The organism is Mesorhizobium sp. M7A.F.Ca.US.008.03.1.1 (assembly GCF_003997495.1).
In the GTDB taxonomy this organism is placed as follows: domain Bacteria; phylum Pseudomonadota; class Alphaproteobacteria; order Rhizobiales; family Rhizobiaceae; genus Mesorhizobium.
In genome coordinates, this window is record NZ_RZRU01000024.1 from 1 (window position 1) to 15165 (window position 15165).

Here is a 15165-nt window from a genome sequence, read left to right on the forward strand (position 1 = left end):
CATCGTGCCGCCGAACTGCCTGTCTGGCTGCACAGATACAATTGGCATCGTCCACATGGCAGCCTAAAGTCAAAAACGCCTATCAGTCGCCTCGCCCTGATCGAGGACAACCTGTTGAAGCTCCACATCTAGGGCATGCGAAAATAGAAAATAACGGGCAAAAAGATGCGCCTTTTCCGACTCCGAGCCTAGATGGTTGAAAGCCTCGAAGTACTCCTTCGTCCGCTCGAGGAGATCTCCCGCATAAAGCGCCAACGGCTGTGACACGGTGACCCTCGGGCGCGCCTTGACCTTCGGCGTCTCAGGTCCACTCTTGGCCATCTCAGATTATCGGCTTAATTCCGGTGCCGGTATGCGACAAAGCCGAACAGAGTAGCCGCTGCGACGTTGAAGATTGCCCACAGCTCGCGCGGCAAATGAACCGGCATGAACGGGTTGAAGATCGCTGCCGCTCCAAACAGCGCCCAAGCCAGGGTGCGATTTTCAGGGCCTGATCGCCACACCATGGCTCCGCAGTAGATCCCGGCGAAAAAGACCACCACGCGGAGGAATTGGTAATAGCCGTACGGCCATGGCGCTACCGCCAGCAGCGAGGCAATAGCTACACAGATGCAGACCAACCGGACCGTTCCGGCCGGCGTCGAAAAGCATTATTTTCAGCAAACTTGATCCTCAAACGCCCAGCACGGTTGTTAGTGGAGTTTCGGCGCCCGCCATATATTTGAAAAGCCAGATTGCCCAAGTGATCGGCCAAATGAACGCCAACATCGCATCCAGGCTCAAGTTAATCAGGATTTTTACGACCACTGATGCATGGCCCTGCCATGTGTCGACGACATTCATCACGTAGGTGATCGGCCCGCCCAGCATGAAGAGGAGGCCCAGCGGAGCTGACATGATGTTCTTCAGCATGTTTGTGTCCCTCAGAAAGGCGTGACCTTCAGTGACAGTGATACGCGCCGGTCTTATGGTTGGTATGGCAACCGTTGGCATCAGTGCCGCCACTGTGTGCAAACGCGCCGGTCGCGCAAGCGATTATTGCAGCGGCCATAGCCGCGAGAAATGTTGTTTTCATTTTATTGCCCTCCCAAAGTATTTCAGACAGAGCACTATTGCCGGTCGGGCACAAGCTGCTCGTGGCACTGTGAACACAAATAGGATAGATGCTCCTCTGTGCAGGCCAAGATCGGGCGAGGAGAATACTTTGGATGGATTGCGATTGATGCACGTCCCGTTGGCGATCCTGCTGACATGGCCAAGGGTGGCGACGGCAAATGAATGCCTCTCGAAGTACACCAAGACCGACGTCTGCGCCTACGCAAAAAAAATGCAAACCGAAATGGCTCCAGCATTGCCCATGCTGATCAGTTCGAACATCTCCGTTCGGAGCATCATCGCAATCGGGCCAAGGATCGTTTTCAACGCCACCTGGGCTCAGACCGATGCGGAAGTAGACGCCAAATTGTTGGCTGCTGGCGTCTCGCGGCCGGTCTATGTCCAGAAGATCGATGAAATGACCAAAAACTATGTCTGTCGTGCGGAGGAACTATCTGCCTTCGTTCGCCTGGGCGGTGAGATCCAGTACACGTATACGACTGTGGATAATTTCCCAGTCGCGAACCCGCTCGTAGCACTCTGTCCTTAGAGCATCGCAGCACGGCTCATGACATGACTAGTCGCGGCCGATCAACCAGTTGATCAGCAGCCATGATCATTTGTTGGAACTCAATTGAGCCTGATCCGCACTAGCAAGTGGATAGAAGTGAATGTGCGGTTGCCCTTTAGCTCTACTATGCATAGAAACCACTCTGCCGGGGGGCGTAAAGTTGGGGTTGTGAGTGCGTGGGCTCTAAATTCGAAAAACTAAATAAGTTGCGTGACTCACTGCGAGAATCCAACCACGATTTTCGGGCGAGCACTCAGCTATTCAACAGCCTGGACCCTGCCAAGATCGACGGCGACCTGGATGTCATTAACCGCGGAAAGCAGCGCGGCGAGGTGAACCAACCCCCGAAAACGGCAAAGAATCTCGACGATGTCGAACATGCCATCGTGGAACGCGTTGAGGATGAGAAGAAGGCTGCGCATCACACTCTTGAGGACAACCTGCAACTCCTTGGAGGTCGTCTTGCCGGCCTCGATTTCGAGGAACAATTCGGTCTAATCCGTCAGACGAATGCCGCTAGCGTTTCGGACTTCAAAGCCTCGGTCGCCGTGGGCCTCGATGAACTTCACGGCCTGAGAAGGGCCCTGAACGACGCCGAAAAAGAGCATGCATGGTTTAAGGAGAAGCACGGTCTCGTTCGTGCCGCGCGTGTGCAGCACGGTGCCGCTCACATTTTCCGGCTATCGCTTCTGCTATTTCTGTTTCTGGTCGAGACAGCGATGAACGGCAACTTCCTGGCCAAGGGCAATGAGCAGGGATTTTTTGGTGGCATCCTTGAGGCTGCGGCATTCTCTTTCATCAACATCGGGGCGGCTTTGCTCCTGGCGGTTTTCTGCGCTCGTCTCGTCACCCATCGGTCGTTTTTCGTAAAATTCGTTGGGATCATTTCAATCCTTTTCTATATCGGCTTGGCGATTTCGATAAACTTGGCGCTAGCGCACTACCGTGAGGTCAGCGGCTCGCTCGCTGACGGCGCCGGCGCTGAGGTCATCCGTAATATGCTCGCCAATCCAGCGGGTCTCACGGACATCAAGTCCTGGTTGCTGTTTGCGATCGGCCTGATGTTTTCGCTTTTCGCTTTTATCGACGGCTGGTTCGTGCTCGACCCTTACCCAGGCTACACTGGCGTTGAAAATCGGCTCGTTCGACGGCGCGATGACTACATCGATCGAAAGAAGGAACTGATCGAAGAGCTGCAGGATGTCCGCGACGACCACAACGAAAAAGTGGAGGAAATCGTCAAGCAGCTTGGTAGTCGCCGGCGCGAGCACCGCGCGATTGTCGATCATCGATCGAGGCTTCTGGCTCTTTTTGCGCAGCATCAAGACCAATTGGAGCGAGCCTGCAATCAGCTTTTGTCGATGTATCGGGAAGCCAACATCCAGGCGAGGACCGAGCCGGCGCCCAAGCATTTCGGAACGCCCTACAAACTTGATCGCATCAAGCCATACGTCACCGGCGAGCGGGAGTGGAATGAGGGAGATGTTGGCGCATCAATTCGCCAGGCGCAGGAGGAACTCAACGAGCAGGTTCGTCTGATTGGTCAGGAATGCGAACGGGGAATTGAGCAGTACCGAGATCTTGATAAGCTTCACCCGGACAGCGTGAATGTCTAGGCGAACCCGCAGACGCAAGAAAGGCAATGCGGGTACCATTGCCGCGGCCATTGCCCTTGGTGTGCTATCCGTTGCGATGTTGGCCGGCTTCGGCTGGATGTGGACCAGGTCTGGCAATGGCCATATCGACGCCAACACGAATTGCCCATTGGACGGACCCTCCAGCCTGACCGCCGTCCTCATCGACGCCACTGATCCAATTTCGGCAACGACGATGGCTGATCTCAAGAACGAGTTCCGAAAGACCATTGGGCAGGTCGAGCCGGGTGGGTATGTGAGGATTTATACCCTGAGCTCGGCGCCTGGTGAGCTGACGGTGATGTTCGATGGATGCAATCCCGGTGATGGGTCGACCGTCGATAGTTGGACCAACAATCCTGCGCGGCGTCAAAAGAAGTGGGAAAACGCCTTCGGCGATCCTTTGAACAAACTTCCCGATGAAATCCCGAATGCGGCTTCCGCGAGCCAATCTCCGATCATGGCTGGAATTCAGAAAATCAAGCTGTCGCTCTTCGATAGCAGCTTGGCCAAACAGGGCAGTCCCAAGCGATTGGTGGTCGCCTCTGACATGATCGAGCATACGACGATTTACTCGCAGTACCGATCGGGACTGGATTACCAAAAATACCTCAACAGCGCCGCCGACCGCACATATGGGACGTCGCTGGATGGGGTGGGCATCACAATTCTTTATATCGATCGGGCAAAGAAGCCATTTCAGACCCTGGATCACGCGGAGTTCTGGACACATTGGGTCCAGAACCATCACGGCGAGTTCGAAAAGCTGGTTGGCTTGGATGGGTTAAACTGATGGCGAGAGCGCACGACAAACCTTTGCTGGATCATCCACGTCTGCCGGTCGTGGTTTTCGCGGCATTGACACTCGGCGGGTGTGTATTCATCGCCATTGCAAAACTCTCAGGCGTAAATCCGATCGTCGCGGCGGTAGCACCGGCCTGCCTGATGTTTTTCTATCTCGGGGTTTCGATCTTTGCTGGAAAGCTACAACTGCACGACGAGCAGACCGGCGATAACCTCTACTATATGGGCTTCCTGTTCACCCTGACGAGCCTTGGGGTCTCGCTGTTTCAGTTTGGAACGGAAGGCTCAACCGACACGATCGTCCAAAATTTTGGCATCGCGATCACGTCGACGATCACCGGTATTGCTCTGAGGGTTTTCTACAATCAGATGCGGCGCGATCCCGCGGACATTGAGCGAACGGCGAGGCACGAACTTGCCGACATGACACGGCGTGTAAGAGCCGAGATGGAAAGCGTAACCAGGGAGTTCGCCGACTTTCGTCGTGTCAGCCATCAAATGCTCGAAGAGGGCTTTGCAGAGATTGCCGAGCAAGCGGCACGCAATGGGGAGCACATTCGATCTGCCCTGGACAATATTGCCATGGAATCGATCAAGCCTGTCCAAGAGGCGTCTGCCAAGCTCAGTGACGCGTTGCAGCACAATTTCGGGCAAGTCGAAACCCAGTTTGCTTCGATAGCGAACCGCGTTGGAGCTGCAGCGGATTTGCTGGATAAAGCCAACAGCTCGATGTCCAACTCTGTTGGAAAGCTCGGTAATCAAGCCGACAATATGGCTGCCAAGCTGGAAAAGGTGGTTGTTCCTGATGAGGTGCTGAAGAACGATCTGGCGCCGATGGTCAAGCTCCTGGGTAATGCTGTCGCACAATATGCGATAAAAACCGAAACAGCCTCGCAAGAGCAGCAAACGCGGATGACCGGTCTTGCCGACGCAGTGATCAAGGTGGCGACTGGAGTGGAGAGAGCGGCAGCGGCCGCAGAAAAGACCGCAGAAACTGTCCAAGCGCAGCAGCGTTTGACTGAGGAGTTCATGGCTGTGATGCAGAAACACAGCAATGAAACACGCGGCCTCGTCGCAACCCTTACACAACATAGCCTCCCGGCCGTGCGCACTCCCCAGCCTCTGAGCAATGCGATAGCGAACGATGTCGAGCGAGTGGCGGCACCTTCCACTGTTGCCTCCCCTGTGGAGACGCCAATCAAGGTTTCGGATGACACGGAGGGCGACACCTTCCGATCGTTAAGCAGTCCGGCGGAGGTGGAGAAGGGTGAACCGCCAAAGAGAGCAAGTTGGTGGGGCAGGTGAGTGAGGTTAGCGGAACAGCCATTACGTTTGAGCGCAAGGGCTATGGCCGCGGCCTGATACTCGGCCTGACGATGGCTGAGACGATGCTGCTTCTCGTTTTCTGCCTTTTGCTTGCTGCAGGCGCGCTCATCGCCAAGACAAAGAAAGAGGCTGCGGCAGCGCAGAAGATTGCGCAGTCCCTCAATGAGAACGCTCGCAAGCTTGACGAGGAAAACAAGCGGTTGCTGGCTCAGCTGAATGCCATGGTCAAGCCTGCAAGTCGACGCAATGTACCAGATCAAGAATGGCGTGAATTGGTCCGGGCCAAAGAGGCCGCAGAGGCAATCAAAAAAGTGGGACTGACCCTTGAGGAAGCGGTGAAAAGCGCGCCGGCCGCCAAAGTCCTCTCTGACAACGACGTCGACGTTGATCAGGCCAAAGCCATGATCGAGAAGATGAAGGTTCTGCGCGAGCTCGGCTACGTTGGCACGGGCAAGACGTCCAAGGATCTTGCTGACGCACTGAAGAAGGCAAGGAACGAGGCCTCTGCTGACAAGCCACACGATTGGCCACCGATCATCAGTCTTAGCGAGCTCGATGGCTATAATTTCGATACTGGAAGTGCGGAGCTTTCCGGTGGCTTCAAAACGAAGTTGCGGCAGATGTCGAAGACCATTGCTGGAATTGCAACTTCCTATGGTGTGGACGTCATTGAGGTGATTGGCCACACGGACGAGCAGGCGATGTCCGGTGACTCATCGAATATGGACAGAGGCCTTCAGCCCGTACTGGCGCGCAAGATGGACATTGGCACACTCCATCCTGCCGACAATGCCGGGCTTGGATTAGCGCGAGCGATCTCCGTCACAGGCATCCTGCGCGATATGCCGGAACTGAAAGGCTTCACCATCCTGCCAATGTCCGGCGGCCAGTTGATATTGCCTGGCGACCGGCTCACCGACGGCGCACAGGCCGGCGACGTCAAGGCGAGGAGGCGAATTGAGATCAGGGTCAGGCAACGTTCGCGAGAGACAGATATTGGACTGGTTCCGGTACCAAAGTTGTGAGGCGAACTGCCCTTGGGTTTCGCTCACAGGGCTTGGGGGGGATTGCGGGGATGGGGTTTTACGTTCGAAAATCGATTAGTGCGGGACCTTTCCGCTTTAACTTCTCGTCTGGCGGGGTTGGCGCGTCCGTTGGCGTGCAAGGTCTTCGTATCGGGACTGGCCCACGAGGGCATTATATTCATGCAGGCGTCGGCGGTCTCTACTACCGAGGCACTTTGGGAAAGCGCAGCGCCAAGCAGACGCTGCAACTGTCTGAATTCCCATCTGGGCCAAAGCCCCATCCAACATCCTCACCCGTGGAATATGTCAGCGGTGGCGTCGTGATGAGAGAAATCGAGTCCGCCGATGTGATCGAGATGCGTGATGAGACATTTGCCAATGTGCTTGATGAAATCAATGCGAGGCAATCGCAGACGCGAATGTCGCTCATCCTGGCCGTGCTGTTTGGGATCGCCGGATTGATCGCAGGCGCAATGCTGGGAGGTGGGGTGGCGCTGATCGGTATTGCTGCCTTTTTGCCGGGCATGCTTATTGGCAACTGGTTGGACAGCTACCGCCGGGTGAGCGTGCTCTACTATGATTTGGAGCAGGACGCGGAGGCGGCCTACGGGCGACTTGTCGCCGCCTTTGACACGCTCACACGCTGCGCGGCGAGTTGGCATGTCGCGGCTGGTGGCAAGATAGAGGATCTGACGACTTGGAAGCGCAATGCGGGAGCCACGATGTTGGTCGATAAAAAGTCGACGACGCTCCAAGCTTCCTTGCCGACGGTTGTTCGCAGCAATGTCACACCACCGTCGATACACGTCGGCCGGCAAATCCTTTATTTCATGCCAGACATGATTTTGGTGAAGGACGGAAACCAGTACGGTGCCGTTGGGTATGGAGACCTCAGGACGCAATTTGCCCCCAGCAATTTTATTGAGACCGGCAAAGTTCCATCTGATGCTGAGATCGTGAGCTATACCTGGGCTCATCCCAATAAGAATGGCGGACCCGACAAACGCTTCAGAGATAATCGGCAGATCCCTGTCTGTCGCTACGAAGCCTTGCGGTTTTCTAGCCCATCCGGGCTCAACGAGCTGGTGGAATTTTCCAAGACAAACGTCAGCCAGCCCTTTTGCCAGGCTCTATTGGCACTCGCGCAAATGCACCGAAACGCTGGTGGCCAGTCCGGCTTGCTGAAAGCGCGCTAAGGAATTGGCTTGGTCAGCAAATGCCTTCGCACGGAATTCCGTCGCCGTCCCGGTCCAATTTGGGTCCCCAGCTACAGTTATTGAGATACCAGCGCGCCTCATCGCATGAGGAGATTTGCTTACAATAGCGACGCGGTTGACACGAATAGCTCTGAGCTATTTGGCGACGGCCTGTAAGGCCGTAGGATGTGTCATTACCGGGTTTATTGTTGGCTGCATGTGTTGCTCGCCAATCCCAAGGGGCTGTGAAAGTGCCAACCCAGATGCCAATCTTGGCCCTTTGGGCATCTGCCTGTTGTGACGCGTAACTACCATGGCTGTATCGAGGCCAATCCAGGGCATAACCCTGTTCGACCATCCAAGACGCAATGCTAGCACCGTCCGCCCGCTGACAATCACCAACGAAGCGGTTGTAACGATCCCACGAAACAAAGTTGCACTGGATGGGTCGGGATTGACTGAGGAAGATGTCCAGTGCTTCTGCGGATTTGCGGCCGCATGGGTATTCTTGCCCGCTTGCGTCGCTGCAGTTTTGGCTGCTTTCAGGTGCGTCGATGCCATTGAAACGAATACGCTGTCCGTGGATCTCGATCGTGTCCCCGTCAACGATGGACGCTACGCCGACGATAGGCTTCGGTTTTGACCCGAGTGCGCTTGCTGTATTGGGTCCCGCGATCTGGTTGCCCCACCCTGTAAAGTAGGAGGTGACATAAGCGCCCACTGCTAGCGTGATCACCAGGATCGCGGCTAATGATTTATGTGAAAAGAAACGCTTGCGCATAATTGAAACCCGGCCGCGTCTTGGCCGCGAGCTGCGGCGATGGGAATAGCGATCGCGATTCAATTTTCGATCCTTTGCGAAGCTGCCAAATGTTTTGCTAGCGCGTCTTTGACTTCTTGGCTGCTGCTTTCTTGGGCGCGGCTGCTGTGCGACCGAGGCCAATCGATTTTGCCAATCTGGAGCGATTGGCTGAATAGTTAGGCGCGACCATGGGGTAATCGTTGGAGAGGCCCCATTTTTGGCGATAGGCGTCGGGCGTCAGTCCAAAATGCGTGTTCAAGTGTCTCTTGAGGGACTTGAACTTTTTGCCGTCTTCGAGGCAGACGATGTAGTCTGGAGTGACTGAGCGCTTGGGGTTGACCGCGGGAACTTGGTCGGGTTTTTCCGGTTCGGACGGCTGGCCGATACGCGCTAATGACGAATTGATGCTGGCAATAAGGTCCGGCAATGAGGAGACCGGCACTGAATTCTTGCTCACATAAGCCGCAACGATATCGGCGGTAAGCTCCATCAGCGCGGTGGCCGTATTTTGGATTTCGTCAGTCACTTCATGGCTCCGGACTTCTGCAGTGAAATCCCGATCTATTACTTATCGGCTAAAAAAACCAGTAGAGGGAGGATACTAAATGCCAGGCGCTAATAGTGATGAATGTTAAAGCGCCAATCAGAATGCGGAACCACGAGAGACGGTGGATTGATTGGGCGCGGCGTTTTCTTTGTATGACCAGGAAAGCGGCTTGAGGCTCACAGGCGGATGCATTTAGATTTGGACGAGTAGGACCTACGCATGACATTTTCGAAAGACCCGCCGCCGGAGGTTAAGCCCCAGAAGGATAAGGCAAAGACTGGATCTGAATTGGACCGCGTTCCAAGTGCGGGAGCCATTCGGGTCCGCAACGGACTCTCTGTGTCAGAAAAAGACATTGTGGAGGCGGCTAAATACGGGGGCAGGGAGCGAGAATCCTCGTCGGATAGCGACTAGGCAAAGGGGGCCAAGAATGCAGGCTCTGACCCATATCACACGTCGCAATATTGGACGGTGTCCAGAAGTGATCGCAGTCGTTTCTAATTGAACACGGCTGTTTTTTCTTGCGCGAACGCTCTACGCGGGCTCTAGCTGGTTCTCCTTTCAAAGGGGATGTAAGTCTTGGACGTAAAACAGTCAGTCTTCCAAAGCGATCTCCCTCTAAAGGAGAAACTCGAGCGCGCCAGGATGGAGTTGCTCGATCTTTCCGCCCGCAATCGACTTTTGAATGTGCCGCGGTTTTCCAAGAGCGCGAAGACGATCGATATCGTCGATGAGAAGTCGTCCGAAATTTATCGATTGCTGGTGACCGAAGGAAAGGCTTTTACCTTCCTGGCCGGCAAGCCCGATAGGCCGAAAGCGGGCCAGGATGAAAGCAGCCCTCCAGACGAAGAGATCGACTATTCCCCCGTCGCTCTCGCCCAACCAGAGGACGATGGAGTCGATAACAGAGGGATATCCGCGCGGCACTCGGACACCAAGCTGCAGACGCGTATGACCCCAACTGGGCTGCAGCGGCGGCTCCTTGATCTCTACCATGATGCCCGCACACTCGAGGAAGAGCAGGGCGTCAATATCCTCTTTCTGGCCCTTGGAATGCTGAAGTGGATTGACCCGAACAACAAAGAGAACATCCGTCAGGCCCCCCTCATTTTGGTGCCGGTTCGGCTTGAGCGAGGGGCCGCTGGAGAAAAATTCCGCCTACGAGCCCGGCCGGAAGATCTTACCGCAAACCTCTCCTTGGAACTCTATCTCGACCGCATTCACAAGCTCGCTCTGCCGCGTTTTGAGGTGGGAGATGACTTCGACGTCTCGGCCTATCTCGATGCCGTTGCCGAAGCAATTTCGACCAAAGAGGGTTGGGAGGTGCTTCGCGACGATATGGTGCTCGGCTTCTTCTCGTTTGCGAAGTTCTTGATGTACCGTGATCTGGATCCGGATCTCTGGCCCGATGGCGCAAAGATTATCGAACAACCGAAGATCCGCTCGCTTCTTTCAGATGGTTTCGAAACACGCGAGCCGCTTATGTCGGACGACATAGCGATTGATCCGCACATTGCGCCCGCCGAAATGTTGCATATCGTCGACAGTGACAGTTCTCAGACACTGGCGATCCATGACGTCAGAAAAGGTCGCGACCTCGTTATCCAAGGTCCGCCTGGGACAGGAAAATCGCAGACGATCGCAAACATTATTGGGTCGGCCGTTGCCGACGGAAAGACCGTGCTGTTCGTGGCCGAAAAGATGGCAGCGCTGGAGGTCGTCAAGCGACGGCTTGACACTGCTGGGGTGGGGGACGCCTGCCTTGAGCTGCATAGTAACAAGGCGAACAAGCGCATGATGCTAGAGGAGCTGCGGCGAACCTGGCAACTCGGATCGCCCAGGGGCCAGCTTCCTTCTTCCCTAACTGATCGCTTGCTGGAGGCTCGCGATAAACTCAACGCACATGCTGCACGAATGCACGTTGCGTTCGGAGCGTCCGAACTCACTCCTTATCAGGTTCTCGGCCAGCTAACCCGACTAAGGCAGGTCGGTCAGAAACCAGTGGACATCGAACTTACGGATGCCACAAGCTGGACAACTGACGGCGTTTCGCAACGTCGCAAATTGCTCGATGAGGTCTCTCAGCGGATCAACGAGATCGGCTTGCCGATCCACCACCCGTGGCGGGGAGTTGGCCTGGATGTCGTTCTTCCAACGACCATTGAGAGGCTCGTCCCACGCATCGCGGCGTTGCTGGACCAAGCCAAGGCACTGCACGCCAAACTGGTCGGTATCGCTGAGCGGATCAAGGCCGAGCCTCCGAAAATTCTCAGCGACAGCGGCGAGATAGAAGATCGCGCTGAGCTTCTCGCGTCCGCGCCTGGACTTCCTGCCGAGGCGCTCGTCTCGCCGGTATGGGATGAGCGTCCGAAAGACATTTCATCGCTTCTCTGGTCAGGAACGGATTTCGCCCGCAAGTCCGAGGAACTTTCGGAGCAGTTGGCGGCAACGGCTATCGACACGCCAATTGAAGGTCTCGAGACAGAGCTTGCAAAGCTTCCCTCGGAATTTCCGAAAGATGGTTTCCATCGTGCGCGACAGCTCACCATTCTGCTCCCACGCTTGAGGGAAGAAGCTGAGCGCCTGAATCAGGAACTCGGATCGGCGATATTGCCAGACACGTTGGCAGGCTTGCTCAGGCTGGCCGTGACCGGCGAGCGAGTAGCGGCAGCACCTGACGCAAGTCCGGAGGCCTTCGCAGCCACCGTTTGGGACTCCGGACTTGAGCAGGCAGGCGACCTTGCCGACAGCGTAGCGACGCTTGAGGCTGCCAGAGCCGACCTTCAGGGCAAGGTTGTTGACGCGGCGTGGAGCACCGAGGTGGCCGCGGCGCGGCAGGCGCTCGCCACACACACGGGAATATTGAAAGCATTGAACGGCGACTACCGTCGCGCCACAGCACTTGCGCGGACTATTGTGGTCGACCCTAGCGCGCCTGCGACGCAGATAGTTGGTCTCCTCGACCTTTTGATGAAGGGTCAGGCTGCCGCAGCAAGAGTCCGCGAAGGCGACGCTTTTGGCCGTTCCGCCTTCGGGGCAGATTGGCGTGGGGAGCGATCGGCTTCCGCGCCACTGCTCGCGCTAGTGGAGTGGATGCGGACTCTACGAGGGCTAGGCCCCGAACCTCGGATTATCGCCGGCCGGATGGCGGAACGCTCCGAGGCCGGTGCGCGTGCAGCGCGCGTTCGCAAGGTTATCGAAATCGGTCGGCCAATTATCGAAGGTTTCTGGAACGATCTCGGGCACCTCGCGTCATCCATGCTAGGCGACGTGGCTTCCGCCGAGCGGGCCTCGCTGCAACTGATGGAAGCGAAGGCGAGCACTGTAGCTCAAGCCGATGATGCGTCACGACAGGTTCTGACTGACGTTCCGGATCTAATCACTGAGCGGGTGGAGCTACTGCGCCGACTAGGCAGACTACAAGCACTTGCTCAAGGGATCGATGCGGGAGAGAGCCTTGGCAAGTTCGTATTCGGCTCGTCGTGGCACGGTCGAGGATCCGATTGGGCCGCTCTCACGCAAGCCGAGCTTTGGCTGAAAGAAAATGGCTCGATCCGACATCTGGCTGCGCGGTTGCCTGAAAGAATCGAGATCGCAAACTCGGCACGTTCAGCACGTGAAGCGGCCCAAGCGGCAGCGCGGGAATTGAAGGCGCTTACAGGGGATTTGAAAGCCGATGCTCCCTCCTTGTTTGGAGTAGTCGATTTTCCGGACGTCGCGATAGGCGAGGTCGTTTCTCGGCTGCAGGGTTGGCTCGATCATCAGGAGCAGCTCTCGAAATGGGTTGCCTATGAAGAGCGATCCGAAACGGCCCGAAAGGCTGGACTGGGACAGTTGATAGACGGCCTAGCCAACGGCCAGATTACAACAGGATCGGCTCGATCAGTTTTTGATATGGCCTACTACGAACGAATGTTTCTGGCGATGGCGACCGATGAGCCGGAGCTGGCAAGGTTCGACGGGGAACTGCATTCCAGGGCTGTACGTGACTTCGCAGATCTGGACCGCCAGCGCATCAAGGCCGGCGCCATCGAAGTTGTAACGGCTCATCACCGGAAAATTCCTTCAAGAGACGGCGGAGCTGGACCTGTCGGACTGCTTCGTTCTGAGATGGCGCGCAGACGAGGCCACATGCCCATCCGGCAATTGATGCAGAAGGCAGGCCCTGCCATCCAGGCGCTGAAGCCAGTGTTCATGATGAGCCCGCTTTCGGTGGCGCAATTCCTGTCGCCCGGCCGGATGTCCTTCGATCTGCTCGTGATGGACGAGGCGTCTCAGATCCAGCCCGTGGACGCACTTGGCTCGGTCGCCAGGGCCAGTCAGGTGGTCGTCGTTGGCGACGAACGCCAACTGCCACCCACGACATTCTTCGCGAAGATGACAGGCTCGCAGTCTGAAGATGACGAGGGTGAGGGCGCGCAGGTCGCCGACATTGAAAGCATCCTCGGCCTGTTCACGGCCCGCGGCTTGCCGCAGCGTATGCTGCGCTGGCACTACCGTAGCCGTCACCAATCTCTAATCGCAGTATCGAACAGCCAGTTCTACGAGAACCGGCTTTTCATCGTGCCAAGCCCTTATACCCAAGAGGCAGGTATGGGGTTGCGGTTTCATCATGTGCCGGAGGGGGTCTTCGATTCCGGCGGCACAGGAACCAATCCGGTAGAGGCGAGAGCAGTAGCGGAGGCGATCATCCGTCATGCGAAGGTGAACCCGCAAGAGACTCTAGGCGTTGCAACATTTTCGGTTAGCCAACGCCGCGCGATCCAGGATGAACTCGAAGCGCTGCGGCGACTAAATCCCGACACCGAGGAATTCTTTCACGCTCATCCAAGCGAGCCATTCTTCGTCAAGAACCTCGAAAATGTTCAAGGCGATGAGCGCGACGTGATCATGATCTCGGTGGGGTATGCCAAGAATGCCCAGGGATACATGGCCATGCGTTTCGGCCCTCTTGGCGCGGAAGGCGGCGAGCGTCGGCTCAACGTCCTCATAAGCCGCGCCAAGCGCAGCTGCGAAGTATTCGCGTCCATCACAGACGAGGACATCGACCTGGAGCGTGGCAAAGGGAAAGGCATCTTCGCCTTCAAGCTCTTCTTGCACTACGCGAGAACAGGGCGAATTTCGCTTGCCCAAGTCACGGTTCGCGAAATGGATTCAATCTTTGTAGAACAGGTAGCCAACGCGCTGATCGAAATGGGTTATCAGGTTCATGCTCAAGTGGGCATTGCCGGCTTCTTCATCGACCTCGCAGTTGCGGATCCAGAGAGGCCAGGCCGCTATATTCTTGGCATCGAATGCGATGGCGCAGAATATCACTCATCTCGCTCGGCCAGAGATCGAGACCGGCTTCGGCAGTCGGTTCTGGAAGACCATGGTTGGATCATCCATCGCATCTGGAGCGCTGACTGGTTCCAACGGCCTCGTGAGCAGCTGGAGCGAACCATACTAGCGATTGAGGCCGCCAGAAAAGAACTCGATGAGCGGGCCGAATTGGGGGTCCAGAGAAATCGAGCTGTAGCCGTGCAGGTTGTTACGGTCGACCGAGGCAACGTGACGGAAATCGGTCTCGAAAGCACAAACGGATCCGAGACACCCAATCGAGCCTACGAAGAGGCCGAACTAAAGCGACCGGGATCGTTCGAACTCCACGAGACGCCCAGCGGAATCATGGCCGGACTGGTCGAGCAGGTCGTGGCTACAGAAACGCCAATCCATGTCGACGAAATAGTTTCGCGTATTCGGGACGCCTGGGGTCTGCAGCGGGCCGGTGGCAGGATTCAGGATGCAATCGAGCGGGGGGTAAGCATAGCACAGAGAGGTGGTTCAGTAGCCCGTCGAGGCAACTTCTGCTTCAAGCCAGGTGTTCCTGTTCGTCTCAGGGATCGCAGTGGGGTCGTGTCCGCTGGATTGCGCAAGCCCGAAATGATTGCGCAGGACGAGGTCGCCCAAGGCGCTATGGAAGTCGTGAAATCCAACCTCGGTGCGACAGAGGAAGAAATCGCCACAGGCGTTGCCAGGATGCTGGGCTTCAAAGCCACAAGCGCACAATTAAGGCAGCTGATTTCAGCTGGGGTCGCCGATTTGGTTGCCAAAGGAGTGTTACGGTCCCAAGACGGCTTGTTGGTGGCCGGCGAATCCGCGAGCGAGAAATTAGCTGAAGTGTAA

The 15165-nt window shown here is 56.4% G+C and carries 12 protein-coding genes and 1 pseudogene; 8 read left to right on the forward strand and 5 right to left on the reverse strand.

All coding sequences use genetic code 11. The annotated features are described in order from the left end of the window. Positions 1-132 (forward strand): annotated as a pseudogene (locus EOA16_RS26285) (IS481 family transposase); the annotation flags it as partial. Positions 133-335: 203 nt separating this feature from the next. Here the strand turns inward: EOA16_RS26285 and EOA16_RS26290 are convergent. From EOA16_RS26290 to EOA16_RS33670, 3 genes are read right to left on the reverse strand one after another with little or no spacing between them, the layout of a single operon-like run. Next, entirely contained in the window at positions 336-620 is a 285-nt protein-coding gene (locus tag EOA16_RS26290) for a DUF6804 family protein (protein WP_063169433.1), read from the reverse strand. A 52-nt stretch (positions 621-672) separates the two neighbouring features. Continuing rightward, on the reverse strand, positions 673-912 hold the full coding sequence (locus tag EOA16_RS26295; protein WP_082826591.1) for a hypothetical protein: 240 nt from the start codon (positions 910-912) through the stop codon (positions 673-675). A 28-nt stretch (positions 913-940) separates the two neighbouring features. Continuing rightward, positions 941-1075, reverse strand: coding sequence for a YHYH domain-containing protein (locus EOA16_RS33670; protein ID WP_199489651.1), 135 nt, complete (start codon positions 1073-1075; stop codon positions 941-943). Positions 1076-1204: 129 nt separating this feature from the next. Here EOA16_RS33670 and EOA16_RS26305 point away from each other — a divergent pair, with 129 nt between their 5' ends. The 6 genes from EOA16_RS26305 to EOA16_RS26330 all read left to right on the forward strand — a co-directional run bounded on the left by EOA16_RS26305 (position 1205) and on the right by EOA16_RS26330 (position 7651). Continuing rightward, positions 1205-1645: a hypothetical protein gene (locus tag EOA16_RS26305; protein ID WP_126066778.1), complete on the forward strand. Its 441-nt coding sequence runs from the start codon at positions 1205-1207 to the stop codon at positions 1643-1645. A 197-nt stretch (positions 1646-1842) separates the two neighbouring features. Continuing rightward, positions 1843-3282 (forward strand): hypothetical protein, encoded by a 1440-nt coding sequence (locus EOA16_RS26310; RefSeq protein ID WP_063169430.1) that lies wholly within the window; start codon positions 1843-1845, stop codon positions 3280-3282. Next, positions 3275-4093, forward strand: a complete 819-nt coding sequence (locus EOA16_RS26315) for a hypothetical protein (protein WP_063169429.1) — start codon at positions 3275-3277, stop codon at positions 4091-4093. Before EOA16_RS26310 ends, EOA16_RS26315 begins: the two co-directional genes overlap by 8 nt. Then, the gene (locus tag EOA16_RS26320) at positions 4093-5409 is read left to right on the forward strand and encodes a hypothetical protein (RefSeq protein ID WP_063169428.1); all 1317 of its coding nucleotides are present in this window, start codon (positions 4093-4095) and stop codon (positions 5407-5409) included. The genes EOA16_RS26315 and EOA16_RS26320 overlap by 1 nt, the downstream gene beginning before the upstream one ends. Then, positions 5406-6455, forward strand: coding sequence for a hypothetical protein (locus tag EOA16_RS26325; protein ID WP_082826712.1), 1050 nt, complete (start codon positions 5406-5408; stop codon positions 6453-6455). The genes EOA16_RS26320 and EOA16_RS26325 overlap by 4 nt, the downstream gene beginning before the upstream one ends. 50 nt (positions 6456-6505) lie before the next feature. Then, positions 6506-7651, forward strand: coding sequence for a DUF4236 domain-containing protein (locus tag EOA16_RS26330; RefSeq protein WP_095770037.1), 1146 nt, complete (start codon positions 6506-6508; stop codon positions 7649-7651). Positions 7652-7664: 13 nt separating this feature from the next. Here the strand turns inward: EOA16_RS26330 and EOA16_RS26335 are convergent, their stop codons facing one another. Then, positions 7665-8495, reverse strand: a complete 831-nt coding sequence (locus EOA16_RS26335; RefSeq protein WP_127224212.1) for a thermonuclease family protein — start codon at positions 8493-8495, stop codon at positions 7665-7667. Positions 8496-8529: 34 nt separating this feature from the next. Beyond that, positions 8530-8943: a MucR family transcriptional regulator gene (locus EOA16_RS26340; protein WP_082826711.1), complete on the reverse strand. Its 414-nt coding sequence runs from the start codon at positions 8941-8943 to the stop codon at positions 8530-8532. 636 nt (positions 8944-9579) lie between these two features. Between EOA16_RS26340 and EOA16_RS26345 the strand changes: the two genes are divergently transcribed. Next, positions 9580-15165, forward strand: coding sequence for a DUF3320 domain-containing protein (locus EOA16_RS26345; RefSeq protein ID WP_063169424.1), 5586 nt, complete (start codon positions 9580-9582; stop codon positions 15163-15165).

What these genes read in the sequence shown, in the direction of transcription:
- EOA16_RS26315 (WP_063169429.1), top strand. Translation starts at nt 3,275, where the DNA reads ATGTCTAGGCGAACCCGCAGACGCAAGAAAGGCAATGCGGGTACCATT.
- EOA16_RS33670 (WP_199489651.1), bottom strand. Translation starts at nt 1,075, where the DNA reads ATGAAAACAACATTTCTCGCGGCTATGGCCGCTGCAATAATCGCTTGC.
- EOA16_RS26340 (WP_082826711.1), bottom strand. Translation starts at nt 8,943, where the DNA reads ATGGAGCTTACCGCCGATATCGTTGCGGCTTATGTGAGCAAGAATTCA.
- EOA16_RS26320 (WP_063169428.1), top strand. Translation starts at nt 4,093, where the DNA reads ATGGCGAGAGCGCACGACAAACCTTTGCTGGATCATCCACGTCTGCCG.
- EOA16_RS26295 (WP_082826591.1), bottom strand. Translation starts at nt 912, where the DNA reads ATGCTGAAGAACATCATGTCAGCTCCGCTGGGCCTCCTCTTCATGCTG.
- EOA16_RS26330 (WP_095770037.1), top strand. Translation starts at nt 6,506, where the DNA reads ATGGGGTTTTACGTTCGAAAATCGATTAGTGCGGGACCTTTCCGCTTT.